General features: G+C 43.4%; 16 protein-coding genes and 3 pseudogenes. 16 read left to right on the top strand and 3 right to left on the bottom strand.

The genetic code is table 11. The features are described from left to right. The 5 genes and pseudogenes from ELZ11_RS21090 to ELZ11_RS21070 form a co-directional block, all read left to right on the top strand. Positions 1-407 (top strand): annotated as a pseudogene (locus tag ELZ11_RS21090) (tandem large repeat); the annotation flags it as partial. Positions 408-1009: 602 nt separating this feature from the next. Then, on the top strand, positions 1010-2707 hold the full coding sequence (locus tag ELZ11_RS21085; protein ID WP_137359348.1) for a hypothetical protein: 1698 nt from the start codon (positions 1010-1012) through the stop codon (positions 2705-2707). Positions 2708-2748: 41 nt separating this feature from the next. Further along, positions 2749-3315, top strand: coding sequence for a hypothetical protein (locus tag ELZ11_RS21080; RefSeq protein WP_244291695.1), 567 nt, complete (start codon positions 2749-2751; stop codon positions 3313-3315). Between the two features lie 65 nt (positions 3316-3380). Next, the gene (locus ELZ11_RS21075) at positions 3381-4688 is read left to right on the top strand and encodes a TolB family protein (protein ID WP_137359347.1); all 1308 of its coding nucleotides are present in this window, start codon (positions 3381-3383) and stop codon (positions 4686-4688) included. Then, a complete protein-coding gene (locus ELZ11_RS21070; protein WP_137359346.1) occupies positions 4682-9445 on the top strand; it encodes an OmpA family protein in 4764 nt (1587 codons plus the stop codon). Before ELZ11_RS21075 ends, ELZ11_RS21070 begins: the two co-directional genes overlap by 7 nt. 92 nt (positions 9446-9537) lie before the next feature. Here the strand turns inward: ELZ11_RS21070 and ELZ11_RS24130 are convergent. The 3 genes and pseudogenes from ELZ11_RS24130 to tssH all read right to left on the bottom strand — a co-directional run. Then, positions 9538-9699 (bottom strand): annotated as a pseudogene (locus ELZ11_RS24130) (helix-turn-helix domain-containing protein); the annotation flags it as partial. A gap of 98 nt (positions 9700-9797) precedes the next feature. Next, positions 9798-11172, bottom strand: a pseudogene (locus ELZ11_RS21065) (sigma-54-dependent Fis family transcriptional regulator); the annotation flags it as partial. Next, positions 11159-13822 carry a type VI secretion system ATPase TssH gene (gene tssH, locus ELZ11_RS21060; RefSeq protein ID WP_137359344.1) on the bottom strand — a complete coding sequence of 888 codons (2664 nt, stop codon included), beginning with the start codon at positions 13820-13822 and terminating at the stop codon, positions 11159-11161. The gene tssH and the pseudogene ELZ11_RS21065, both read right to left, overlap by 14 nt. Positions 13823-14277: 455 nt before the next feature. On the opposite strand from tssH, the gene ELZ11_RS21055 reads away from it, so the two are divergent. The 11 genes from ELZ11_RS21055 (at position 14278) to tssE (ending at position 26969) form a co-directional block, all read left to right on the top strand. Beyond that, positions 14278-14796: an Hcp family type VI secretion system effector gene (locus ELZ11_RS21055; protein ID WP_137359343.1), complete on the top strand. Its 519-nt coding sequence runs from the start codon at positions 14278-14280 to the stop codon at positions 14794-14796. A 72-nt stretch (positions 14797-14868) separates the two neighbouring features. After that, entirely contained in the window at positions 14869-16947 is a 2079-nt protein-coding gene (locus tag ELZ11_RS21050) for a type VI secretion system Vgr family protein (RefSeq protein ID WP_137359342.1), read from the top strand. After that, positions 16947-17432 carry a hypothetical protein gene (locus ELZ11_RS21045; RefSeq protein WP_137359341.1) on the top strand — a complete coding sequence of 162 codons (486 nt, stop codon included), beginning with the start codon at positions 16947-16949 and terminating at the stop codon, positions 17430-17432. Before ELZ11_RS21050 ends, ELZ11_RS21045 begins: the two co-directional genes overlap by 1 nt. 23 nt (positions 17433-17455) lie before the next feature. Then, positions 17456-18775, top strand: coding sequence for a hypothetical protein (locus ELZ11_RS21040; protein WP_137359340.1), 1320 nt, complete (start codon positions 17456-17458; stop codon positions 18773-18775). Further along, complete coding sequence (locus ELZ11_RS21035) at positions 18756-19748, top strand: DUF2169 family type VI secretion system accessory protein (protein ID WP_137359339.1); 993 nt, start codon at positions 18756-18758, stop codon at positions 19746-19748. The genes ELZ11_RS21040 and ELZ11_RS21035 overlap by 20 nt, the downstream gene beginning before the upstream one ends. After that, the gene (locus ELZ11_RS21030; RefSeq protein ID WP_137359338.1) at positions 19741-20685 is read left to right on the top strand and encodes a hypothetical protein; all 945 of its coding nucleotides are present in this window, start codon (positions 19741-19743) and stop codon (positions 20683-20685) included. Before ELZ11_RS21035 ends, ELZ11_RS21030 begins: the two co-directional genes overlap by 8 nt. Positions 20686-20919: 234 nt before the next feature. After that, the gene (locus tag ELZ11_RS21025) at positions 20920-22911 is read left to right on the top strand and encodes a serine/threonine protein kinase (RefSeq protein WP_137359337.1); all 1992 of its coding nucleotides are present in this window, start codon (positions 20920-20922) and stop codon (positions 22909-22911) included. 2 nt (positions 22912-22913) lie between these two features. Then, positions 22914-24485 (top strand): type VI secretion system protein TssA, encoded by a 1572-nt coding sequence (gene tssA / locus ELZ11_RS21020; RefSeq protein WP_137359336.1) that lies wholly within the window; start codon positions 22914-22916, stop codon positions 24483-24485. Positions 24486-24508: 23 nt separating this feature from the next. Continuing rightward, on the top strand, positions 24509-25015 hold the full coding sequence (gene tssB / locus ELZ11_RS21015) for a type VI secretion system contractile sheath small subunit (protein ID WP_137359335.1): 507 nt from the start codon (positions 24509-24511) through the stop codon (positions 25013-25015). 8 nt (positions 25016-25023) lie between these two features. Then, entirely contained in the window at positions 25024-26499 is a 1476-nt protein-coding gene (gene tssC, locus ELZ11_RS21010; RefSeq protein WP_137359334.1) for a type VI secretion system contractile sheath large subunit, read from the top strand. Between the two features lie 59 nt (positions 26500-26558). After that, entirely contained in the window at positions 26559-26969 is a 411-nt protein-coding gene (gene tssE, locus ELZ11_RS21005; RefSeq protein ID WP_137359333.1) for a type VI secretion system baseplate subunit TssE, read from the top strand. The last annotated feature ends 5 nt before the right edge of the window (positions 26970-26974 follow it).

Raw genomic sequence — 26974 nt, 5'->3', positions numbered from 1 at the left:
GGACGGTGACTGTGCCAAGCACGGAGGCGTTGCGTGTTGCGTTGGAAGTGAGCAACTACCTGGATTTAGCGGGTAATGTAGGCGCCACCGATTCGTCCCACGAATTGCCAATCACGCCAACGCTTGCTATTACACCGGTAGGAACGGTGAATGAGAGTGAAGCTGCGAATTTGGTGTTTGAAGGCACATCGACGCGTTTCAATGACCAATCGTTGGCGGTTGTGGTGAAGACGACAGGTGGCAGTGAGGTGACGAGGACGACGGCTACGGTATTGAATGATGCTTGGAGTGCGGCTGTTGTGGACTTGAGCGAAGTTGTCAACGGTGATTACACGGTCACAGTGACGGGCACCAATGAGGCTGGCGTGACAGTGGAAGCGTCCAGTGGTTTTGAATTGGTTCCCTAGAATCACTATATATAGATTTGAACCCAAAAGTTATAGTGTTGTTTCGATAATCAAAAAGAACGTTTATTACAGGCACAAGGTTGTTTGTTATTGACCTAGTTCTTAGCGCTTACTCATATATAGGTGGGGAACTATTTTAACTTAGTAGGTATATCGAGGCATCGACATTAATGCCACATTGAAACGTTCTGCATTTGGTAATATTTGTTACCTAACCTTTGGTTAACTAACGATTAGAGTATATTTCATAGAGTACTCTGAATTGTTATTGAAGTGGGCATCTTGCCCACTTTTCTTTTTCTCTATCCCTCCCACTTTGTATAAATCATAACGATATAAAACCTCTCCTTATTTTGTTAGGCGACATTTACTTAGTTCATTATCTATAGGGCAAAAATGTTTTTGTGATCTTTAGCCAGAGCATCAAATGATGTAGGCGTTTTGCCTATCAATTTGGTCTTTATGACTAGTGCTTAATTGTCCTATCTAATTGAAATTATTTGATTAAATAAGTATGATCGCCAGACCAAATCGTACCTCTAAGCCTTATCAGCTTAATTATCACCGCAACCTATTTACGATGTTGGTTGTGGAGAATTCAAATGCATTTAGTTTGCAAATTTATACCCAGCTCGAAGTTAACACCTAACGAGCTATCTTATGTCCTTACGCCTGATGAATGCATAGGCCAGCTTTCGCGTGTGCGAAACCCCAATGATATAGTGCGGCATTTGCCTGTTGCATTGTCTCAGCCAATCTCAATTGCAGCTAAAAAGTCTCCCCATAGCCTTCTTAATGCTCTTAAAAATGAGTTGCTTAAAGCGCATTGGATCGCCTTATCTTCTTTTGCGCGCAGAGTCCCTTTGAGTGATGCTCAGCTGAATACTTACCCTAAGTTAAAGTCTCTGATTACCAACTTGGATACTTCAGAGGGGAAGAAAGTCAATAAAGCCAACTATCAGCAAGTTCAAGATGATGTGCCTTTGCCCCGCAACATGACTTACACGCCTGTAGAGCCTAGTCCAGATCATAAGATCGTTGTGGAATTTGCCGGCCAATGGTCAAGTAATGCTGCCTGCCTGATGCTCGGAACTACCGATACTCAAAAAGAAAAAGTCACCGTAGGCAAGCCAGATACTGAAAACAAACACCGTAGCCTTGCAACGTTTAAAGATCTCGAAGTCGAGGGTAAAACGCTTTACATCAAAATCCCTTGTTCTGATCAGCCTCAGCCAATCTTGCTTAAACTCGCCGAAGACTTGCAACCCGTTGATAATGAAACTCAGATGGATGAGTGGGATAATGTGTTGGTGCCTGTGAGACCATTGGCTTATTTAGATGGCAGTAAAGACAAAGCTAAAGCCTCTGATCTAAGTGGTGGTTTCCTGTATGTTTTTTGGAAAGGGAAGCTTTGGCGAGAGATGGCCATAACCGAGAAAGGTTACTACCAAGATGTTGACGTTGAGTATTACCGTACCTTGGAGCAAGAAGAAAAGAAAAAAGACACACCTCAGGTAATACAAAGAAGCGCAAGCGGTTTTGCCATGGCGCATTTCTGGGCACCTTACAAAATATCGGGTGAAGTCCAACAAGGGGAAAGTGGACTCAAGATCATTTTCTCACCAAAGCAAAAGCGCTTTGCCCAAATTGAAGCTTTAGAATCGGATGCTGCTCTGCTCGAGAAATCCAGCACGCCATTAGATGAATTAAGCAGTTACAGTGATGGACAGTCATTCAGTGCACAAGAATTCACCTCCGATGTAGACAGTGCTGCCATCCACAAAATTACCGAAGACGACATGCCATGGCTGAGCGACCAACAAGCCATAGTTCGCAGCTACGACCAGAGTAACACCGTGATTGCTTATGTAGACGGAAAAAACAGTGGTTTTCTTGTCCGCTTGGAAGTTGGCTTGGCAGACGGCCCATTGGCAGAACAGCTAGACCCTTACTCGCTGGCTTCGTATGACGGCTTAGTTGCCATTATGGAAGATTCTGAAAGTGACTGGCGAGTTACAGAGCCCTTTGAATTAACCAGTAAAGATGGTTATATCAGTGCCTTAGTGACAGGCATGCCTCCCAAAGGAAAGTTTACACTTGTGCTTTCACACCTTGGCGGGGAGGACAGCGCGGTGATGATGTTTGAAGAGCTGACGTACCAAGAGATCACCGCAGAACCACCAGAATTACCGATGGCTTCTAAGTACGAAGAACAGCGAGTGCCTGATGAAGTTAATGAAGAAAGAGAGCGTCAAAAGAAAACATTAGACATGATGCTAGAGCTTATCAATAACAATTAACGTAATAGCCTATTTGGTCTATTAGAAATAACAGGTTGAAAATGAAAAGATTAATCACTTTATATGCGCTTACTATAATGATGTCTTTGGGATTTGGTGTAGCTCACGGAAAACCAAAACCGACAGTCGATGATGACTATTTCCAAGCCCAAACTATTGCTAATAATGCATCAACTATAAGCAATGAGGAAGATAAACTCCTTGTTCGCTTAGAGGTTGGTTTGGCAGACGGCCCATTGGAAGAACAGCTTGACCCTTACTCGTTTGCTTCGTATGACGGCTTAGTTGCCATTATGGAAGATTCTGAAAGTGACTGGCGAGTTACCGAGCCCTTTGAGTTAATCAGTAAAGATGGTTATATCAGTGCCTTAGTGACAGGTATTCCTCCCAAAGGAAAGTTTACACTTGTGGTTTCGTACCTCGGGGGAAAATACATCGCGGTAACGATGTTTGAAGGGCTGACATACCAAGAGATCACCGCAGAACCACCAAAATTACCGATGATTTCTAAGCACGAAGAACAGCGAGTGCCTGATGAAGTTAATGAAGAAAGAGAGCGTCAAAGGAAAACACTAGACATGATGCTAGAACTTATCAACGCCAATTAAATTGAAACGTCGGGGGTAGTACGCTAAACCTCGGTTTATCAAATAATCAAAAGAATAAGCGAAATATGAAAAAAATCATAATAGGCAGCACCATTGTTGCTGTCTTAGTAGCTGGGGCTAGTGTTGTGCATTGGCAAAGCAAGCCTCAAATGGGCGAAGCCTATAAAAGAAACCTCGGTTACACAGTGACATCTACTTTGTTCAGTAAACAAAGAGAGTCCCTTTCAAAAATTCGGGGATGGCAGATAGACATAGGAAGCCTTGAAGGTGTTCCCAAAGAAGAGTGGAACGCAAAGCACATCCAACCCCAAGTGATGTTTAACTATGGACCAGATTCTACCATCTATACTATGAACCTAGATGGCACGGATGTCCGGTTGTTACTTCATCGCGACGAATTCGGTGAATTACCAGCTGGGGGAAATGATATCAAACGTTCTCCTGATGGGAGATATCTAGCTTTTCGCTATTACGGTGCAGGGGTAAATTGTGCGGTTTATGATTTAAAGAAAAGAGAAACCATCGTTAAGGCGGAGTTGTGCACGTCAGCGACCTTTACTCAAGATAGTAAAGAGTTCTATTTTACTGACTCTGATAGTCGTAACCCACAGCGCCTTGAACTCGAAAGCCGCAATCGAAGTGATGTATTTCAATCTACGATCCGCGTTGATAAAGAAACCTTCAATCCACTGCGTGATGGTTATGGTTTCTTTATTGATCAATTCAATGACCGATTTATCTATAAAGTAAGCAAAATAGATGAGGCAGGGAAGCGAGGCCCTGATCAGCAATTAGTGTTCCGTTTTTCAGATATGTCTTTACTTGGTAAAAAAGAGTATTTAGCTCCCGAATGCTTAAACCATTTTACCAAAGGAGCGCTGCAGAAGTATCTAGCCTGTAATAGACGTGAACCCTACGACTTATATTCGCTTGAAGACCCTCAGAAAAAAATTGAACAGGTGCCAGAAAGGTATGTTTTGCAGCGAGGTAAGTGGTATTCAGACGCATATGGCAATAGAGTTGTTCGCCTAAAGCAGCCCGGAGAAGTAGGGATGTTTGATGGTTTGAGTTACAACTACGCATTAACAACGGGGGATGGTGAGTTCGACTATGACCGACTCAATCGCTTAAGCTTCTTTATTCCCTCATATATGCATGCAGACTTTGAAAATAAGGATTTGCGTCCTTTTATGCCTGCTATCCCTACCAAGGCGCAATTCGATGAGCTGGTGCCTAAAGTGACCGAAAAGATGCGTTGGGATTGCGCAAGAAGCCGAGGAGAGTTCCAGAATTGTGCTCAGTATTACGATATGAAAGCGCTGTTTAAAGATATGGAGCAAGTTAGGGAATATATGGGGGTGAAGAAATGGTAAAACGTTACGATATTCCGGGCCTTTATCTAATGGGAAGATTGCATGACAGGGATGGAAAGCCCGTTGGCCGCTTTTTCCCATTAGCCCATGAAACATTGGTCATTCCGAGTTTAGAAGTCAAACAGGAGTTTGTTGCAGACCACAGTACTACTAACAAACAGGTATCTACCAGCAGTAAAAACCCGATCGCGGTCAGTGATGAGTTAGGTAAGCTTAATATTTTAGCGGCTCGTGAATTCAACGCAGATCAGATAGGCGCTGAGTTACTTAGGGCTCCTTTGTCAAAGGGTTGTGTGGAAGCCGCGATTAACAAGGGCGCCGTGCAAGACGTGCTGTTTTTCCCAAGCTATTTGGTGCCATTAAGCCAGATGGCGAATGCAGCCCAAGAAAGTAAAGACCAAGAGCCATGGTTAACTAAACTCTACAACTTGTTGTCTTATAATGATCTTAAGGAGATAAAGGATGATAAAGGGCAACCTGCTTGTGTGACTGATTTAAGCGTGAAGCGTGTAAGTGTCGAGCAAGATTGCCTAGCTCCCCCCTCGGACCAAGTTGACCAAAGCAGTGACTTCTTTAACAACTACGCAGAGTGGTTTAATAAGAGCCACTCTAAACAAATATATATAGTGGAAGTTCCGCAGTTTTATACAATTCAGGTTGTTTTTTCTTCAGAGGATTATATTGGCGCTGAAGTCACATTAGCCGATTTACCAAAAGGCATTAATATCCAAGGCTCTGAGACAGAGAGCCATGGTATTTCACCTACATCGACGGTTAAAGAAGTTTTCTACAAGTACTCTACAGATGGTCAGGTTAATCAAGACGAGTCGATGTATGTCGCGACGTTTTGGCTTAATTCTGAAAGTGTTTTAGTTTTAAATGACCGACTTACCTCTGTTCGTATTGATATTGATTTTTCGAAAGTCATGAGCACAGATAAGACCGGAAAAGTTGAGGCTGTTTTAAAGGCTAAGAGTATTCCTGTCAGCTACAGCTTAAAAGAAAATGCCCTTGCTCTCGACATTCATACAACCGCAGGTCGAACTGCTGTTGTTAATGGTGATCCTATCTCCGTTGAAGAAGCCTTAATTAACCATGCCCCGCAATTCTTCCCTCATTTGAACGCCGATTTAGAAGCATTCCCTTACGACAGCCCAGCAAAGCTGATTGCACGTACGGAGACTAAAACCAGTTTGCCAAACTCAACGTGGGCGACGTTTCAAACGGTAAAAGGAAGTCTGGAGTCAACTTCCGGTGTGTTAAAAGATGGCATCAGTTGGGTGACGTTAAGTAAATTTGCGGCTGCTTCAGTATCAAGCATCAACACTGAAAATGATGAACTTGCTAAGCTAGCACTTACCGTGAGTAAAACTTTGGGTGCTACACAAGCGTCTACAGCTTTCATCAAAGCTGTTGCAGACCTAAATGATCACTATCCGAATGAAGTGACCCAATCTGCTCACTTCATGAATGGCCGTATTAATGCGCAAGTAGTGTGGTTTAGTCAGAAGTTTCATGCGCAGATGGATAGAGTCTCTCCGTTATGGAGCACTTCCATTTTGCCATATCTCACTGGGGTTGGACGGATCGGAACGAAAGCGTTAGAAATGTTAGATAAACCGCTAACTATCACGCAGCTCGGTTACGATGCGGTAAATAGCTATGCAGATTGGAACGGCAGTCGAGCCGCGCAAGCGTCTGCACACGGAGATTTGCTATATAAGGTACAGGAATACATGGGGACAACCGCTTCTATTCAAGCGGATAAAGCGCAAGCTTTCCAGAGAGAAGAAGATAAGTATCAAAATGCTGTAAAAGCGTTAAGAGCTGAAGTGCCAGAGTTGTTTGTTGAGGGAGAAAACGTTTCTGCAGACCGACGTGTGCAAGATGTGCTGCTCCGGATGAATATGACATTCTTTGATTTCGACTCGTACCTAATTACTAAAAATGGTGATGCGCACAAGAAAATCGCCGAGCAGTTACAGAAATTAGCAAGTAACCCTTTCGAAATTGTTGTAACTGGACACACCTGTAACATGGGGGCAGAAGCGTACAATCTTGAGTTATCAGAAAAACGCGCCTTGTCGGTCAAAAAAGCTATCCTTGATGCTATGCCTTTGGACGCTCGAAGCGTTTGGTCGCCTATGTTTAAAATTGTAGCAAAAGGGTTTGCAGTGCCATTACCTGGCAATACTAACCAAACTAATGAAGAGCGAGTTAAAAACCGTCGCGTTGAAATCTATCTCGCGTTTAGTCGCTCTGTGGAATATCCACCGTGCCGTGCAGGGCTTATGAACGTTGAAAAGGCTGCCAAGGTTAAAATTGCCAAAGATCTCAATGAAGACGACAAAATGCTGGAATTTATCAATTCTGGATTAAGTGCTTTAATCGGTGGTGCAGCAATGGCTTTCCCGCCAGCAAAAGTGATTGCTGCTGGCGTAGAAGGTGTGAAGCTTGCCTCTGCTATTATGGATCTTTTAAAGCCAAATACTGAGTATCAAAAATGCCTAAAGCAGGTTGATTCCATCCGCCACCAAGATCTTATGGCGTTTAACCAGTTCTTAGCGCAGCCAGATATTCCCAATGCGACACGTGTCTATTTGAAATCGTACATGAAGCGAATGATTGCATTGAATGGTTTGATTCGACTGATTAAAAGTTTCCATGCTCTAAAAGCCAAACCCGCTTTTAGTGGTGGTGGAGTTTCGGGTGACGCAGGAGTGCTAAGTGGACCAAAAATCACCTCATTCAGCCAACTCGATGTACTAGGTTATATCGATGAGTTCATACTCAATGATGATTGGAGTGTTGATGTTTCATTGATGGGGGCTGAACACCTCGACGAAGTTTGGATGAAAGAAAATGGCTACAGTCAAACGTATAACCGAGTTGGCAGTAATTCTGTAGCTAAGGTTTACGCTCAAGGTGTTAATGTTTACCGTCACGTCTCGTCCGATGATTTAACTGACTTAATGACAGAGAAAGCGCAGCGTTATAACCATTACTTTCCCATTCATTACAGAGCAAGCCAAGACGACAGTCACTTCGAAGCGTTGCTGGGAGATGAGCCTCCCAAAGACCTTGATGACAGTATCTTCGAGAAGATAGAAGTCTTTGTACGACGTCCATACAAATCAGGTGGAAAAACACCGAAGTATGACGATTGGATCCCATTTGAGCAATATTATCGTGAAAATGGCTCAATGCTTACACCATATGATAACGTTAAAGTAGTTGCATTGATCAAAGATGGCATTGGGGACGAGGATAACGGCAATGTAGTTGGTCAGCTGCCGATTTGTCTTGATGTTATTTCACACAGTTCAAACGAAGGGAGCTGGAAGTGGAGTGATAGTGTCGCTTCCACGCATATCGAGTATGTTTCAGAACTAAAACCTTCCAACTTTTCTGAACAAGAGAACAAACTGATTTTTGGGGATGAAAACGATGTTAAAAAACTCGGCGTCATCATTCAGCCAAGTTATTTCTTTGGTACAACACGTATATTCGGTATTCGTCCTGTCGCTGATTATGATGATACTCCGCTGAAGAGACTTTTTGATACATCAGCCAGTTCTGCCGTGTCTGGTGGGTTCAAATTCTTGTCTTATTTTTTCGAGTTAAAAGTACCTGGCCAAAGTAAAACTGAAAAGCGCATCGACATTTTGCGTTCGTTTGGGGCGAAAAAGAGTAAAAAAACCTATAGTCGATTCAATGTTACTTTATCACCAGCCCGTCAATATGAACTGACAAAAGACTTTGTTAATTTTAGCGGCTCTATTTTTGGTGATGGTCATTTCTATGAGAAAACATTTTTGACACCACCAAAAGGCAAAGAAGTTCGTTATCCGCAGGTTTTTGATGGAGCAAAAGTCAGTCTCTATTTAGGACAAAGTGGATTAAAGTATGATGTTGTTAAAAAGAGCACTGACGAGAAAGATCCATTGCTTAAAGGCGACGTTCGCATGAGAGGTCGTGTTACCGCGTTTGACTGGAATAAAGAGGCAACGGCTACTTTACTAATTCGCTCAAAACCATGCGACCCTGAGCATTTAGAAGAGCAACGCTTTGATAGAAACCTAATCCCAATTAGTGTTCAGTTTTCCTATGATCCCAACTTGTGGCCGGGCTCAAACCTTTGTCCAGTCACTGATTTTAAGACAGTCGCGCGACTTGGAACTATCAAAAAAGTAGATGAATCATTTACTTTTGAAAAATCTGAAATGGAATCAATTCCTAAGGCTCTTTCTGATCTACAAGAAGATATTGTGAAAATGAGTTCAGAAAGCCTTAAACACTTAGCACTATCGACATGGACTGGAGCAAAAGAGAAAGAAACAACTCTTTTTGCAAGTGTTGTAGACCTTTCTTACATCAACCTGTTCGGTCATAAAGTTAATGGGTTAAGACCAATGATTGCACCAAGTAGTTTAAGAAAAGGCGTTGACTTTGAAATACAAGTTAATGCGCCTTTTGGATCTGGATTAGATCTAGAAAAAGCTAAGGGGGTACACTTGGTTGATAGCGGGGTAACGACAATTCCTAACAACTGGATTAAGCTCAAACATAAAGAAGATGAAATTGAGGCGGCGAAACAGCTTAACCTTATCAAATCAGATTTAGATTTTGCTGATAAGACGAAGGAAATAAAATTCAAACCACATATCAATCTGCAGAAATGGATGAGTTACAACGATTACTTTGATAGCTTAATCGATGCTCGTATAGACATGATTGATAGCTGGGTAGAGCTGTAGCATTGAGAAAATAAAAAAAACCGCCTTCGGGCGGTTTTTTTATTTCTATCAGAATGACTGAAATACTCTGCTGTGATTGGTTTGTGTTTAACTCAACCTGCCGCAGAAATATCGTATTTCTTCATCTTGTGGTTGAGGGTACTTAACGGGAGTGAGAGTTGCTCTGCTGCTCGTTTGGTATGCCAATTACACGTATTCAAGCAGTCTAAAATGACGGTTCGCTCGTACTGGCTCACAACCTCTTTTAAGCCTAAAGACTCGTTAGATGGTGAGGCAGGCACTTCTGATTCGGCAACTGACGGTTCTGGGGCGGTAGGCGCTTGCTGTACTAGCTGAATGCTGTGTGCTTCATCCGGAACTTGCTCACCGAATTCTATGTGAGTAATGGTTTCGAAATCCGACAATAAAACCGATCGCTCAATGATGTTTTTAAGCTCACGAACATTGCCTGGGTACGGGTACGCGATAAGCTGCTTTCGTACATTGGCACTTAGCCCAGGCGCTTGTGGTAACCCTAGCGTATTTGTCGTGTGCTGAACAAAATGCTCTGCAAGTGGAATCACGTCTGCTTGCCTTGCTCTCAGCGGCGGCAAAGTGATAGGAAAGACATTCAAGCGATAGAATAAATCCGCTCGGAAGCCGCCATCCTTAATTTGCTGCATAAGATTACAGTGTGTCGCCGCAATAACTCGAACGTCCACTTCAATTTCTTTGCTGGCACCCACAGGTCGTACTCTACGCTCTTGCAAAACACGCAGTAGCTTGGCTTGCAGAAGCATTGGCATATCGCCAATTTCATCTAAAAACAGCGTGCCACCATTTGCCGCTTCAAACAGACCAATTTTGTCTTTATCTGCACCGGTGAAAGAGCCTTTCTTGTGGCCAAACAGTTCAGATTCCAATAGCTGCTCTGGAATCGCCGCACAGTTTTGAACGATCAGCGGTTGGTCAGCGCGGTTAGAGTTTTCGTGAATGTATTTCGCGATCACTTCTTTACCTGATCCAGTTTCACCGCGAAGCAACACATCTACTGGCAAAGAAAGCACTTTGTCCAATCGGTTTAATACGTTGAGCATTTCTTCGCTCTCGGCAATCGGACCTTGATAGGTTTTTTGAGTACGTTTCTTTAACTGCGTGTTTTCTCTCACCAGCGCTTGGTTATCTGCACTTAGGTTTTTAATGACCTGACCGTATTGTTCTAGCCAAACTGCATGTCGAATGTTACTTGCTGCCATTCGACAAAATTCAGTTAAAGCGGTTTCATTATCGATCACACTTAGATCAAGCAACACCAACAGGCCTATGGTCTTACTTTCATTATCAATCAAGGGCCAAGCAAGCAGGTTGTCGCTTTTTAGACCAAGCGTTTGCTCAGTTTGATAGATACCTTCACAGTCGTAGCCGTTGTACTTGTACAGCTCATTGATTAAAACCACTTCTCCGTTGCGCACGGCAAAATTAAAAGGGTCGGTCTCACTGGCTGAATCAAGTTGTAACGGCTCCCAAGGGTGACTGACTACCACTTTATCGTTGTGATGAGCGGTACTTGGGATTAACGCTTGTCCCGTTTGGTCCAAAACGTAAATAATGCCGTGCTTAGCAAACGTCATCTGCCTAGCTGCGGTCAGCACCGCATCTAAGGTCTGAGTCAACTGACTGCGATCAGCCAAAGATTGGCTGATCGCAAGTAGTGCGTTGCTAAGTTCGCTATGGTTAGCTGAACTCATAGGTCAAGGTTCCTTGCTCATCCACAGACACTTCAATTTGTGTGTGTGACTCGTCTTTTTCATGAACAAGCAATTGAGTGGAAAGTTGTGGCAGTAACTGGCGGTTAATAACAGCATCGATGTTACGAGCACCGGTTTCAGCAAGGCGGCAGTTGCCAAGCACAAATTCAACTAGGCTTTCTTTGTAGCTTAGCGTTAGTTTGTGGTGACTTTGCAGACGTTCAGATACCTTGTTCAGTTTATGGTGAATGATGTCTGTCATCGCGTCATCCGAAAGAGGAAGGAACGGTAACACTGACATACGCGCCAAGAGTGCAGGTTTGAAATGTTGGTTCAATGTTGGGCGAATCGCCTCTGCAACAATGTTGGCGTCAATGTCTTTTGATTGGTGTACTAAAGATTCGATTTCATGTGTTGCTAGGTTACTGGTCATGATAATCAATGTATTTTTGAAATCGATAGTACGTCCTTCACCGTCATTCAACGTACCTTTATCGAACACTTGATAGAATAGGTTCAGTACTTCTGGATCGGCTTTTTCAACTTCATCAAGCAGAACAACAGAGTAAGGGCGTTGACGCACTGCTTCCGTTAACATGCCGCCTTCACCGTAGCCTACGTAGCCAGGAGGAGAACCAATGAGACGAGAAACTGTGTGCTTCTCTTGGAATTCCGACATGTTGATGGTCGTCATAAAGCGCTCACCACCGAACATTTGGTCTGCGATAGCGCGAGCCGTTTCAGTTTTACCGACACCACTTGGCCCCACTAATAAGAATACGCCCGTTGGTGCATCTGGGTTACCAAGACCAGCCTTCGCAGTTTGGATACCTTCAGATAATGCATCAATCGCGAATTCTTGACCTTTGATGCTTTTGATCAGGCTTTCTTTTAGCTTAAGAGTGGTTTCTGCCTCGTCTTGCAGCATTTTACCCATTGGGATGCCTGTCCAATCAGAGATAACGTGGCTGACTTCATCAGGGCCAACTTCGTAGTGAACCAATGGGTTTCCGTCACGGATAGCATCGAGTGTTTCTTGGCACGCAGAGATAGCAATACGGACAGATTCTTCATCCATTTCTGCATACTCAGAAACTGGAGCGTCTTCGTCTTCTGCTTCTGCAACGATTTCTTCGCCAGACACTAATTCATGTAGGCGAGCGCGTAGCGCAATCATTTCTTGGATCTTTGCTTTTTCCTCTTGCCATTGTGCAAGCTGAGTTTCGTAGTCCGCTTGTGTGCTTTCGATAGCGAGTTTTAAATCTGGAATGGTTGCCAGGCTGTGCTTGTCGCCAGTCTGTTGTAATGCATCACGCTCAAGAGCTTCAAGTTCACGCTGTTGTGCGGCAAGTTCTTGTTGAAGTGACTCAACAGAAGCAGGAATTGCATTTAAGCTAATGTTTACACGAGCACATGCTGTGTCGAGCACATCAATCGCTTTATCCGGTAGTTGGCGGCCTGAAATGTAGCGCGCCGAAAGCGCTGCTGCTGAGGTAATCGCATCATCACGTACATAAACGTTATGCGATTTTTCGTAAGCAGGGCGAAGACCACGAATGATCAAAGCGGCTTGTTCTGGTGACGGCTCGTCTAGTTTTACCAGTTGGAAACGGCGTGCAAGCGCTGGATCTTTCTCGAAGTATTTTTTGTACTCAGACCAAGTGGTTGCAGCAATGGTTTTTACTTCACCACGAGCTAATGCAGGCTTAAGAAGGTTTGCTGCATCACTACCACCCGCTTGGTTACCACCGCCAACTAGCGTGTGTGCTTCGTCAATGAAAAGGATGACAGGTGTAGGGGAGTTTTTAACTTCGTCTAGAACGGCGTTTAGGCGTTTTTCAAATTCACCTTTAACGCTCGCACCAGCTTGCAATAAGCCCATGTCTAGACCGTAAAGTTCCACGCCTTTCAAATTGTCTGGCACGTCACCTTGAACAATTTTCAGCGCAAGCCCTTCTACGACTGCTGTTTTACCTACGCCTGGCTCACCAACGGCGATAGGGTTGTTTTTACGGCGACGCGCGAGAATGTCCACGATTTGGCGGATTTCTTGGTCACGACAGAATACTGGATCAATTTCGCCTTTACGGGCTTTACCAGTGAAATCGGTGGTGAATTTGCTTAATGCCGAGCCGTCTTCACGCGCTTTAGTGTTTTCTGATGTAGCAACTTGCGCTTCCAGCGACTGGCTTGTCAGTTCAGCGAAGTTACGTTTTAAGCTGTCTGGGTTAATGCTTTCAAGGATGGTTGCGTAACCATGCTGACCATAGCGAAGTGGGTTGCTCACCAAAGTAAGAAGCAATGCCCCTGAACGAATTTGCGTTTCAGAAAGATCTAACGACGAAACTAACCAGCTTTCTTGTAACCATTCAATGAGTAAAGCCGAGAACACAGGTTTGCTGCCGTTACCTTTTGCTTCGGTGTCTAACGTCGAGCGAATAGATTGTCTTAATAAATTCTCTGAACAGTCAAACTGACTTAATAGGACGTCGAAATCACTATTTGGTCTTTCTAAAAGACTTAATAAATAATGTTCGATCTGAACTTCGTTTGCTTTTTCTGAGACTGCAAGTGCTGCTGCATCTTCTAAAGCGACTTTAGCAATAGGGTGCAGACGTTGAATTAATGAGGAAAGATTAATATTTATCATCGTAACTTCGTTCGTTATAGGTTTTTAGTAGCGCTAATTATACTAAAAATGCTATTTGCATTTTTTAATTAAGATATTTTGACTAGTATTTGTTAGTTAAATTACTGGTGTTTCTAGTGGTATTTATTTCTTATTTTGTTTGAATTTATGCAGTGTGTTTATATTTGTGGTTAATCTGCCTAAACAGATAGTGTTAATAACTTATTTTGGTGTTTTTAAATTGGTTATTTTGTCTTTATCGAGGCAAAACAATTTATTATTATTGCTGCCCAATATTTTGTGAATTTAAACAATAAATTGTAGTTAATAAATTAATAAATAACATTGAAATTTATCTAAGTTGTTGTATTTTAAGGTTTTTAAAAGTTGGCATGGAGATTGTATTAGTCTAATCAGTCGCGGTGATAAGCGATTTGGTGATTTAAACAAATTAAGAATTTAAAAAGGAAATATCGATGCCAACTCCAGCATATATGTCTATCCAAGGTGAAACTCAAGGTCACATTACTAAAGACACTTACTCTGCAGACTCTGTAGGTAACACTTGGCAAGAAGCTCACGTTGATGAGTTCCTAGTTCAAGAATTAGACCACGTACTAACTGTACCTCGTGATCCACAAAGTGGTCAGCCAACTGGTCAACGTGTTCACCGCCCAGTAGTAGTAACAAAAGTTCAAGACCGTTCTTCTCCACTACTATTCAACGCGCTTGTATCTGGTGAAAAACTTCCTGAGTGTGTAATTCGTTTCTACCGTACTTCTGTACAAGGTAAGCAAGAGCATTACTACTCAATCAAACTGATTGATGCACTACTAGTAGACATCCAAACTCGCATGAACCACTGTCAAGACGCTTCTACAGCAGACCGCGTGACAGAAGAAGTTCTTAAGCTGACTTACCGTGCAATCGAAGTAACACACGAAAACTGTGGTACTGCTGGTAACGACGACTGGCGTGCTCCACGCGAAGCATAATTGCTTTTAGCGTAAAGACTCAGGGCCAACAATTGTTGGCCCTTATTCCATTATTAGTATCAGGTAAAAGATATGGTGAATGACGTAGAGTTTAAATTTGAAGTGCCCGGCTGTGGGCATGAATTCCGAGTCGAAAACTTTCAAGTTAACGAAGAGCTTTCTAAACCTTTCCACATCAGTCTCTCATTACTTTCACTTGATCCTGATATCACGTTTGATTCGTTGATTCGTAAGGCTGGTACGTTAACGCTTTATGGTCAAGGCGTTGCGTCAGCACGTTGTTTTAATGGCGTGGTGAATGAAGTTCGCTATTTAGGTTCTGGGCGTCGATTCTCACGCTATCAATTAGTATTGGTTCCACAGGCTTGGTTCTTATCTCAGCGTCAAGATTGTCGTATCTTCCAACAGAAATCCGCATCAGATATCATTCAAGAAGTCCTCGATGATGGAGCGGTTACTGACTATCGCTTTGAGCTTTCAGGCATTTACCCACCAAAAGAATACGTGTTGCAATATCGTGAGTCTGATTTGCACTTTGTTCAGCGCATGATGGCCGAACACGGCATGTGGTACTACTTCGATCACATCGACTCTAATCATACGATGGTGATCGTCGACAGTAACGATGCGATTGCACCGCTGCTTAGTACGCCGCTGAATGCGTCTTACCTAGGCCCTATTGTTTACCACTCCGATGGCGGCGGCGTTGCTGATCGCGAGCATATCACTGACTTAGAGTTAGTGAATCGAGTGAAAACTGGGCATGTTACTTACACAGATTACAACTACGAACAGCCTAAAATTCCACAAGAAATGGCGAGTTCAGGCGACCTTGACCAAGACTTAAAACTGTTTGACTACCCAGGGCGTTATGTTGACCCAATAATGGGGCAAGTGCGGACGAATGAGTGGATGTCTGAGCACGTGGTCGACAACCAACAAGTTGAAGCAAGTAGCGATGTGATGCGCTTGGCTTCGGGTTACAGCTTTAGTGTTGGTGAGCACCCTCGGTCTGAGATCAATCGCGATTACATCATGTTGTCTGTGACGCACAGTGGTCACGATCCTCAGGTACATGAAGACGAGAACAGTGGGTTACCGACGACTTACCATAACCAGTTTTCCTGTATTCCACGTAGTGTTGAATATCGCGCACCTAAACTGGAAGCACCAATCGTTGATGGCCCACAAACTGCGGTCGTTGTTGGTCCGGCTGGCGAAGAAATTTATACCGATAAATTGGGTCGTATTAAAGTTCAATTCCATTGGGATCGTTATGGTGAAGATGATGAGCATTCGAGCTGCTGGATTCGTGTGAGCCAATCAATGGCTGCGCCAACATGGGGTGCTGTGTACTTACCTCGGATTGGTCACGAAGTTGTAGTGACCTTCTTAGAGGGAGACCCTGACAGACCGCTTGTAACAGGTGCGGTATACAATGGTCTTCATTACCCTCCGTATTCACTACCGGAAAATAAAACCCGAACGACATTTCGAACTCAAACCCACAAAGGGTCTGGCTACAATGAATTGAGCTTTGAAGATGAAGCCAATCAAGAAGAAGTGTACATTCACGCTCAAAAAGACATGTCGACTAAGGTGCTAAACAACCGTTTCCGCGACATTGGCCAAGATGAATTCCTTAAGGTTGCCCGTCATCAAACGAATGATATTCATGGTGATCATAAAGAAACAATTGATGGCCATAAAACGACTCAGGTAAACAGCACGTTTACCGAAACGGTAGAGCAAGATGTTTCCGTTACATACAATGCCAACGAAACTCAATATGTGAAAAATAACGCTGACTTAGAGGTTGGCGATAATCGAACCACAAAAATTGGTAAGAATGACGATTTAGATGTCGGCGAAAACAGCAATCTTACCGTTGGCGCGTCGAAGAGTTCAGATATTGGAGCGGATGACAACCAAACCGTCGGTGGAAACTTAACGGTGTCGGTGAAGGGGAACACCTCTTACAAAGCCGATGGCGCAACGCAGATCATCAGCGGCGACAAAATTGTATTGAAAACAGGTGGCTCATCTTTGGTTATGAACAGCGATGGCTCGATTAAGCTCAGTGGCGCTTCAATCACCATTGAAGGCAGCGATAAAGTCGTCGTGAAAGGTGGCAATGTGGCGATAAATTAATGATGGAAAAAGCACATTTAACAAATGAAACCATCACTGAACAGCAAGCCGAATCATCGGCTTGCTTTTCGCGTTTTGGAAGAATTATATCAATCAATGAATCGGGCAATAGCGTCCGTATTGATTTTGACGGCAATCCGTTTTCCCAACCCATTTCAGCTAGGCTAGGGCGAGGCTTTCGCCGTTCGGAATTAGAACTTGCAATTGATAGTCAGTTGAATTGTCGAATCGAGTTTCTGAATCAAGATATTAGCTTGCCTATAGTTACCGACATTTTTTTCTCGCTTATGGATGACTCGGATGAATTGGTGTTAAGAGCCAAAAAGTTGGTCATTGAAACAGAGCAGGAGCTGATTGTTCGTAGCGGTGAAACAGAAACACGCTACAGCGGTCGAGATGGAAGAGTGACGACCAAAGCAAAGTATGTCACTTCTCAAGCTGAAAAAGCCCACAAGATTCAAGGCGGCACAATCGCTATCAACTAACGGTATTATTATTGGATTTATAGATGCGACAAAGAATCAGTGTCGAGCAACTTAAAGACCCCGTTACTCAACAGAGAGTAGACGAAGCGACCCTAATGGCAGATAAAGCGGTTGAATCGCTTTCGCAAGTCAACCCGACTTGGCTTGCGTTTTGTAACGAGAAAGTATTATTGGCGAATGAATCTCTTGGCTTTTTGTTAAAGCAAAGATTTCAGTTGTTCAAAAAAGGCTTCCCCAGCCGAGATATTGATTACCTTAATTTGATTGAACGTCAGATAGGTGAGCTTAAACGGGTTTACCAATCTTTCTACCGCTTTAATTCTGGGTTTATACATCAACTTAAGTCTCAAGAAATAGAGATTTACGTTTGGCTAATGCTGCAAGAAGAGTTTGGGTATTCGTTAGATAACCTTCTTTGTGGACTAGGGCTGCTGAATGAAGTGTCCCCTGATTTTGCAAAGCTCTTAGTTGTTCAGTCCACTATTGAGTCACTCGATTACACTTTAGCGGAACTGATTGAAGGTGAAGCGCCCTTAAGTACCCAATACTTTGAGTGTTTAAGCGTTAGGCAGACAAATAGCGTGGCGTTAACCAAGCGTTGGCTAAAAGTGAAAACCATTCCAGAAAAAATCGCTTATTGCGCGTTGGCTCGACAAGATGTTGAAGATGGTATTGAGTGGGTCAACCAGAACGCAAAGCATGATCAGTACCTGTTTGAACGTCTCTTGACTCGACATGATAGAAGCACATGGTTCAGGCAACATTTTGGCATTGAGTCTGCTGCTATTTCCCATCCACGCATTCTTACTTTCGCTAAGGTTCTTGAGTTAAAAGAGTTCTCAGAGTTTGATGTGACCGTGGCTGACGCTCCTATTCATTATGCTCTTGCCGGAGATACGGAGTTAACCCCTCAAGTACTAGATCATTTAACACAGCTCGATGGAGTTGATGGTGAAATCTGGCTAAAGGCGCTTTATGTCGTTTATGGTTCAGTACTACCCGTTTATCCCCATCAGTTAGGAATTGAACTGGAGTGGCAGGAAATAACGAACTTGTTATCCGATTGGAGAAATAGCGATGGGCACGTTATGCGCCTTCCATCCCGACTAGGTTATGAGTTGACGTTCGACTCAACAATGACAGCTATGATGGACAAGAACATTGATGACTCATTTAGAAGCTGGTTATGGCAACAGACATGCCTTCATTCACGTGTTTATATTCCGTGGGATGCGACGATGCCGATACATCAACAAGAATGGAATATCAAAAGGCTTAAAGCGCTTCCTTCGGTAGCTGAACGATTCAATTTAAGGGGTAACCATGCAGTTGTGGGATATTGATTCACACCCGGAACTCACGCTTAAAGGTCGATTTCAACGTGATGAAAATGGTAACGAAGTGTGGGTGGTCACTGGTAAACGTACTTGGAAATTGGAAGTAACCGCTTGGGTGGAGCAAGAAGAATCGCTGATCCATGACGATCCGGTTTACGCCGGGGAACCTGGTATTTCTGCAATGAAAGAAGATCATGAATTTGCTTACTTCAAACAAAATACCGATGTGCTGATTTATGGCAAAGCGAGAAGTTATTCAAAAAAACCAGTCGTTTATCATGAATGCCGTCTCTTACTTGATGGGCATATTGATAAAACAATTTCGGTACATGGTGAGCGAGTTTGGATAGAACATGGCGGCAGCCTTACGATGAGCCGCCCGACTGAGTTCATCGAGAAAGAAATTGATTATTCAAACGCGATTGGTGGTGATATACGCAACCGCATTGGTTGCGGTATTGCCAGCTCAAATAAGGAGTTGCTTGAACAAAACGTGCCAAGTGTTTTTTATCCGAAAGAAGATTGGAGCCCTACGGGTGCCAAACTTAGAACCGCTGGTTTCGGTCCTGTTCCACCGTTTTTTGAATCTCGTCTTACTTTTGCAGGCACCTTTGATGAGCATTGGGAAGAAACACGTCGACCAATGCTACCTACAGATTTTGATAAACGCTTCTATCAGAGTGCGCCTGTCGATCAGCAGTGTAAAGGCTACTTATTGGGGGGAGAACGGATGGTGATGAGTGGCTTTTGTCACGACGATACTATTTTGTTTCGAATTCCGAGTGAGCAGTATGTCGCGATAGCGAAGTTTCAAGACGAAACCTACCAAAGCGATATGTCGATTTATACGGTTTTTGTCGATTCAGAACAAAAAACAGTGTCTGTTAGTTATACCGCAGCCTTTCCTTGTCAGGGTAGGGAGCACTTGCTGATCGCTACAGAAATTAAAGCGGTTGAAAGGGAGCGTCAAAATGCTTAGTTCAAAAGGTGGGTACATTTTAGGTACAGAAGTTGTCACGCCGACCGGTATGAATCTGGATATCGCGACGGAAGTTGCTCAAAGTGATTTAGGTCGGTTTGATCAACGAGTGTCTGATGATGGCTTAGAGCGTTTCACATTCGCGAGTGTTGAATTTACTACTCAGAAGGAAACGGATGAGAAACTGTATGAAATGCTCAGCTACATTATTGAATCTTTGCTGGAGCAGCTCCCTCGAGCTCTAAAGCCGATCCCTTTACAGATTACCTTACCAAAGGGGATCGACGTAGTTAAAGTGAAAGACTGGGTAGGTGAAAGCACCTATAATGATTGCATTTCTCATGTCGATATCGTTCAAGTTGGTGGACCAAGTACCCTGTTGCATGCACTTAAAGCGATGGAACGGTATGACGCACTCTTGTGTGTGTCGGCAGATTCATTGGTCAGCCACTTGGATAAACTCATAGAAGAACGCTCTGTTCTGAGTAGCAGTAACCCTTGGGGAATCATCCCGAGTGAAGGCGCGGCAGGGATTATTTTATGTAGAAAAAACTTGGTGGATACATTGAAACTCACACCAAAAGCGAAGTTGGGGTATATGGAAGTTGATACTGGTTCAACGGACAGAAGAGGGATGTATCGATTGGTGCAAAAAGCCAGTAAGGTTTTAGACTCCTTTGGTGAAGTATACAGCGATATGACTAACCTTCGTGCTCACACTGAAGATTATGGCTTCGCCTTAGGAGCCAGAGCGGAGCGTTTTATTAACCCCCAGCAACCTAAATTGATCAATGAACTTTGGGGTACCATGGGGAATTGTTCAGCGTTGGCTTTGGTTGGTTTTGCAATCAGACAGCACGACCTTAATCAGCCAATCTCCTTGCTAATGTTTGACCAAAATAAAGAAAAAGCGTTGTTACAATTGTTAGCTAGTTAACGTTTTTAATAGACCAGTTATGCATCGCTTATTGTGGCTAACTTTTATTGATAATAATCCTGATAAAAGCAATTTGAATAGTTAGTGAAAGAGAAAGTCTAACGATTAAATATTCTAGTAAATATAACTAAACTAATAGTCTTACCGTTTGTTTTAATTACTGGCCTTGAAACTAAGTCTCTAGAATAACTATTATTTGCCCCTAATAATATTTGTTTGATTAAAGAGTGCGACGTGTCAGATAAACAAGGGGCAGCGAAAGGCTATATTGACCAGTTGGTTGTTAAAGCCATCGAAAAAAAGAAACATAACCAACAAACAATGGCGAATAAAAATAAGCCAAAATTGGAATATGTTCTTTTTTCTCAGTTTGACGTCCTTGACACTTTGCCGTCTAAAAATGGCAAGACGACGGTTTACCATTTAGCGAAGAAAGACCAACCTGAAAAGCAAGTTTGCTGCAAAGTCGTGAATGATGATGCGCCAGATGTCGCCCACAAAATGCTTCTTAATGAAGCAAGCCGCTTAGAAATATCCCAACACCCTAGTGTCGCTGAATTCATAAAGATCGGTAGCGAATTTGAGCGACCGTACCTAATGTATGAATGGATTCAGGGTGAATCTCTAGCCGAAAAGATGGAACGACACTCCACAAAAGGGTTTCGTTACGACCATATTGCATGGTTGGTTTATCAGTTATCGGGAGCTCTGGAGTTTATGCACACCAGAGGGATATGCCATCTCGATATTAAACCATCGAATATTCTTGTTACCGATAATGATTACGTAAAGTTAATTGATTTTGGTGCTGCAAGGTACATAGGTGAATCTGAAAACTATGCTGAGGCAAGTCTTAGCTATGCTTCACCACTCTATCTAGAAAGCGGCATAGCAAAACCACAAGACGACGTTTATTCTCTCGCGCTGTTAACCGGTCACCTATTTTTAGGGGCTGCATTTGGTGATGCGTGGCATAAACAGTTAAAGAGCCGTAAACGACCATCGCTTATTCCTAACCATGTTTGGAAGCAAATTCGTGAGGTGATCAAAAACCCTCGAGGTCACGGTTATACCGCTATTTCTTTTGCGCAACAATTGGCTAATATCGATACTCAAACCATCGACTCCAAGGTTAATGCGCCTATATTCAGCAACCTTAGAAATGCGGATCTCGTATTAACACAGCGTCGACCGTCAGATAAGTCGAACAGTGGTCGATTTAAAGTGCTTGAAGCGAGTTTAGTGATGAGCGTTATCGCCATAACGGGTCATTACCTCTATAACCAAGCTCAACCTGAATGGAAGTCGATCGTTAATTCAGAACGTTCTTCTGCTGTGTCTACAGCAAACATTAAACCAGCACAAACAGCGTCATTCCTAGCACAGCCTCCATGGGAGATTGAGCATGCTTTGAATGACATGGAAATGAATGTAGTGACTACTGCACCGTATCGCGAAGCGTATCAAGTGCAGCAAAAAAAGCTTTCGGATCTGTACAAGAAAAACAGACCACAGCTTTCTTCATACCAAACACTCGCAGACAATTTACCTTCTACACTTGGTCAAGTCAGGCGTGATCTTGTTTCTCTTCGAGAAAAATTAAACGCAGATGGTTCGTTGTTCCCGTACGCTGACAGAGCATTAACCTCAGCAATGCAAAGCTTGAATACAGCATCGATTGAGTCTCAAAAGCTGTCTGGTGTTTCAGGTAGCAAAGTGGCGAAGTTAGCAGACCTGGTACTACAGGGTGAAAGCGAGCTGGCTGACAATGAATTGAAAGCCGCTTGGTTACTGAATCAGTCGGAAGCGTACTTCTATAGCCAAGTGTTACCTAAGCAAATACTGTCGAATATCTACGAATCTATCGAATTAAACGCTCAGCAGCGCTACTACTCAAAAGCGATTATAGAAGCTGAAGCGGCGCAGAGCTTTTTTGGCCCAACCCCAGAATTGGTCGAGAAGGTCCGTAACCTGAAGATAGCGCGAAGTGAATTTATTCTGTTCAGTACCGTCACAGAGCAGTCTTTTTTCAATAAGCAAAAGCTGCATGACTCACTGAATGATCTTGAAGTCAATGCACCTAAAAAATTCAGTGAAATCATTGGTCTACTCGATGGTATGGCAACAGAGTCTATCGATAAAAGCCATCAACAGTCTAAACCTGCTCGCGGAGCGATTGCGGTAGAAAGAGCCGTTCGAGATTACCTATCTGAGGAGCGAGGCTAACTATGACCAATATTAACGAACAGCTATTAGCTCCGATATCTGAACAAACGCCTGCTGGTGAAGATGCGAGGTATGAGTTCTGTTACGAAATGATGGAAGCCGAAGTTAAAAAGTTCGGTTCATTGTTTGGCGAAACTGTTGATTGGAAAGTCGTTAAAACTCACTCAACTGAGGTGCTTGAACGACACAGCAAAGATCTCAAAGCCATCTGTTATTTGATCCGCGCATTAGTGGAAGAGGCAGACCTTGATGGTCTTAAGCAAGGATTAGCGCTTTTGAATGAGTCACTTGTTCGATACGGCTCTGACCTTTATCCGAAAAGGAAAAGGGGGCGTGATGGAGCTGTTGAGTGGCTAAACCATCAAGTCAAATTGGTGTGCAATAAGCTTTCGTCTCAGCCTCTAGCTTGGAGTGTACTTTCTGAATGCGCGACCTTAGTTGAAGACGTTCAGCGACAATTTGACGATGTATTCCATGACTCAGAATCTGACTTTTTCGAAATAAGAACGCAGCTTAATGTTCTGATGCAAAGTGCAGCAGCGGATGAAGCGGAAGCCCCAACTTCCGACTCCACAGTATCAGAGCAAATTGCGAAGCCAAGTGTTGAAGCGCAACCAGAAAGTGTTGTGGAGACTGCGCCAGTAGCTCAAGCGGTAGCGCCTAAGCCTACGCCGGTAAAACAGGCACCTCGTAAAGTGGTGTCGAAGGAAGTGGATGTTGATACCGACTTCTCTTCTCCGGCTGCTTCAAAACGTTCGTTAAAGAAAGTGGCTGAAGTCATGATTTATTCTGACCCAAGTAATCCACTGGCTTATCGCATATATCGCCATCTTACATGGGACGACATTGACGGATTACCCGATCATCAAAATAACGAAACTCCACTAAGTTTAGCTGTGTCTTCTGATCAGCAGGCTGATTACAAAGATAAAGCCGCTCAAGAAAGTGATGTGGACACAATCAAACGTCTCGAACGTACGTTAACAGACGCACCTTTCTGGTTAACGGGGCACTTTTATGTGTACTCGATGCTAGTCAATTTAGGGTGGAGTGAAGCCGCGTCGGCTGTTGAGCAAGAAGTGAAATTGTTTGTGCAGCAGTTCGAAGGTATCGAACACCTTTCATTTAAGAATTCTATTCCATTTGCAGACGAAGCGACACTTAATTGGTTGTCTAAAAGTGTTGCTGGAACGTCTGGTAGCCAACCTGTCATTACGACGGTTGTCGTTACTGAAGATGATTCACTGCCAATGGAGGATATCACCCTAGAAAACTTGGGTGAGCATGCAGCAGAGCTTTCTCGAAAATTGGAGTTGGATAACTCCGGGCGAGGGCAGTTCACGTTGTATTTACAACTGGTAAAAGCTTACCACAGTGCGGGTTTATTCCCTTTGTGTTTGCCATACCTAGAAAAGGGTTGGGAAGTGCAAAAGGAATTTAATCTCGCGAGCTGGGAACCTCATTTGTTTATGCAGTTAGAAGGCTTGATTCAAAAAACTCTTCAAGAGTTATACAGAACAAAAGATCTTCTCCCTGAAAAGTACAACGAATGGGAAATAATTTATGACAAGTAACAGAGTTAGATAAGGAACTAATTATGTCACGTGATGGCTCGGTGGCTCCTAAAGAGCGAATTAATATCCGTTATGTTCCAGCGACAGGTGATGCGCAAGAAGACGTAGAACTGCCGTTGAGTATGATGGTTGTGGGTGATTTCACTGCTCGCGCAGATGAGACTCCAATTGAAGAACGTACACCAATCAACATCGATAAAGATAACTTTAACGAAGTTCTAGATGGTTACGCACCTAACGTTAAAGCTAACGTTGCTAACCGTCTTTCTGATGAAGAAGGCGCGCAGATCGGTGTAGATCTAACGTTCAAAAACATGAAGGACTTTTCACCTGAAGCTATCGCGAAAAGCGTACCTGAACTGAATGGTTTGCTAGAACTTCGTGAAGCGTTAGTTGCTCTTAAAGGTCCTCTTGGAAACGTACCTGCATTCCGTAAGAAAATTGCAGCTGTGCTTCAAGATGAAGACGCAAGAAAGAAACTGTTGGAAGAACTAAGCATTGGTGAAAGCCAAGAAGCGAAAGAAGAGTAAGGGATACCATGTCGGCAGAAGCACAAGCGCCAGAACAAGAAGCAGCCCTAGCAGAATCGGGCTCACTTTTGGACAGCATTCTTAATGAAACACGTTTAAAGCCAAGCGATGAAGGTTTTGATGTTGCAAAACGCGGCGTAGAAGCATTTATTGGCGAGCTATTGAGCAGCACAACAACAGAAAAAGTAGATCAGTCTCTTGTTGATCTAATGATTTCTGAGATCGATCAAAAATTATCTAAGCAAGTTGACGCGATTCTTCACAACGAAGAAGTTCAAGCGATTGAATCAACGTGGCGCGGACTAAAGTACCTTGTTGATCACACGGACTTCAGAGAGAACATTCAAATTGAATTAATCTCAGCGAAGAAAGATGAACTTCTAGACGACTTTGAAGATGCGCCGGAAGTAGTTAAATCTGGTCTTTACAAGCAGATCTACACAAGAGAATACGGTCAATTTGGTGGTAAACCAGTAGGTGCAGTCGTTTGTGATTACCAGCTGTCTGCTTCTTCTCCAGACATTAAGCTTATGGAGTACATGGGTAACGTTGGCGCGATGTCGCATGCACCGTTTATCACATCAGCTTCATCTAAGTTCTTTGGTTTGGACAGCTACGAAGAGCTACCGAACCTAAAAGACCTTAAATCAGTATTCGAAGGTCCTCAATACACCAAATGGCGTGGTTTCCGTGAGCATGAAGATGCACGTTATGTTGGTCTTTGTACTTCACGCTTCATGCTTCGTACTCCTTATTCTGTGGAAGATAACCCAATTAAGGCGTTTGACTACGATGAGAAGGTAACAGACAGCCATGATAACTACCTTTGGGGTAACTCTGCGTACGCAATGGCGTCGAAGATCAGTGAATCATTTGCTAAGTACCGCTGGTGTCCAAACATCATTGGCCCTCAAAGTGGTGGTGCAGTATTTGATCTTCCTGTTTACAACTTCGAAGCTATGGGTCAAATCGAAACTAAGATCCCAACTGAGATCCTGGTTTCTGACCGTCGTGAATACGAACTGGCTGAAGAAGGCTTTATCGCTCTAACGATGCGTAAAGGCTCTGACAATGCAGCGTTCTTCTCTGCAAACTCAGTACAGAAGCCAAAAGTGTTCGCGAACACACCAGAAGGTAAGCAAGCGGAGATGAACTACAAATTAGGTACTCAGTTACCTTACATGTTCATCATTAACCGCCTAGCACACTACATTAAAGTGCTTCAACGTGAACAAATCGGTTCTTGGAAAGAACGTTCTGACCTAGAGATCGAACTGAACAAATGGATTCGTCAATACGTTTCTGATCAGGAAAACCCGCCAGCAGAAGTTCGTGGTCGCCGACCACTACGCGCTGCGAAGGTAGAAGTATCTGATGTAGAAGGCGATCCAGGCTGGTACAAAGTATCAATGTCTGTTCGTCCACACTTCAAGTACATGGGCGCAAGCTTTGACCTGTCTCTAGTGGGTAAACTAGACCAGTAATCAAAGACTTGTCGTAACAAGCAGCCAGACTTCTGGCTGCTTTTTTCGTAGGAAAGAGCATGGAAAAAGGTTATCGACTTCTAGAGCGCATCGAATTAGGCGAACCGAAAAACTGTTATGAAAAGGTGGTTTCGCACAGGCACCTTATCGAGTCAATACATCTGCACCTTGCCGATTTACTCAACACTCATTCTGGCAATGCAATGATTGATGATGAGTACGGTTTACCCGATTTCAACGATGTGTTGTCAAACAATACTAATTTAGTTCGTCATATTCAGAAGAACATTGCATCCACAATCGAAAGCTTTGAACCGCGATTAAGAAACGTCGAAGTTCACTATCGCGAAGACGATCATAACCCACTTCAATTGGGTTTCGGTATTTGTGGCGAGGTTTCGCATAACGGCGGTAAAGTTCCAATGTCGATTGATGTTTACATGGGAACAGACGGTCAATTTAACGTTTAGCAGGT

The organism is Vibrio profundi, from assembly GCF_005281835.1.
In the GTDB taxonomy this organism is placed as follows: Bacteria; Pseudomonadota; Gammaproteobacteria; order Enterobacterales; family Vibrionaceae; genus Vibrio; species Vibrio profundi.
Note: the sequence above shows the minus strand (reverse complement) of the source record. Positions and strands in the feature narration are given on the sequence as shown.

Bases quoted from the DNA above. Each gene is read 5' to 3' on its own strand.
- ELZ11_RS21085 (WP_137359348.1), top strand. From the start codon at position 1,010: ATGCATTTAGTTTGCAAATTTATACCCAGCTCGAAGTTAACACCTAAC.
- ELZ11_RS21080 (WP_244291695.1), top strand. From the start codon at position 2,749: ATGAAAAGATTAATCACTTTATATGCGCTTACTATAATGATGTCTTTG.
- ELZ11_RS21075 (WP_137359347.1), top strand. From the start codon at position 3,381: ATGAAAAAAATCATAATAGGCAGCACCATTGTTGCTGTCTTAGTAGCT.
- ELZ11_RS21070 (WP_137359346.1), top strand. From the start codon at position 4,682: ATGGTAAAACGTTACGATATTCCGGGCCTTTATCTAATGGGAAGATTG.
- tssH (WP_137359344.1), bottom strand. From the start codon at position 13,822: ATGATAAATATTAATCTTTCCTCATTAATTCAACGTCTGCACCCTATT.
- ELZ11_RS21055 (WP_137359343.1), top strand. From the start codon at position 14,278: ATGCCAACTCCAGCATATATGTCTATCCAAGGTGAAACTCAAGGTCAC.
- ELZ11_RS21050 (WP_137359342.1), top strand. From the start codon at position 14,869: ATGGTGAATGACGTAGAGTTTAAATTTGAAGTGCCCGGCTGTGGGCAT.
- ELZ11_RS21045 (WP_137359341.1), top strand. From the start codon at position 16,947: ATGATGGAAAAAGCACATTTAACAAATGAAACCATCACTGAACAGCAA.
- ELZ11_RS21040 (WP_137359340.1), top strand. From the start codon at position 17,456: ATGCGACAAAGAATCAGTGTCGAGCAACTTAAAGACCCCGTTACTCAA.
- ELZ11_RS21035 (WP_137359339.1), top strand. From the start codon at position 18,756: ATGCAGTTGTGGGATATTGATTCACACCCGGAACTCACGCTTAAAGGT.
- ELZ11_RS21030 (WP_137359338.1), top strand. From the start codon at position 19,741: ATGCTTAGTTCAAAAGGTGGGTACATTTTAGGTACAGAAGTTGTCACG.
- tssA (WP_137359336.1), top strand. From the start codon at position 22,914: ATGACCAATATTAACGAACAGCTATTAGCTCCGATATCTGAACAAACG.
- tssB (WP_137359335.1), top strand. From the start codon at position 24,509: ATGTCACGTGATGGCTCGGTGGCTCCTAAAGAGCGAATTAATATCCGT.
- tssC (WP_137359334.1), top strand. From the start codon at position 25,024: ATGTCGGCAGAAGCACAAGCGCCAGAACAAGAAGCAGCCCTAGCAGAA.
- tssE (WP_137359333.1), top strand. From the start codon at position 26,559: ATGGAAAAAGGTTATCGACTTCTAGAGCGCATCGAATTAGGCGAACCG.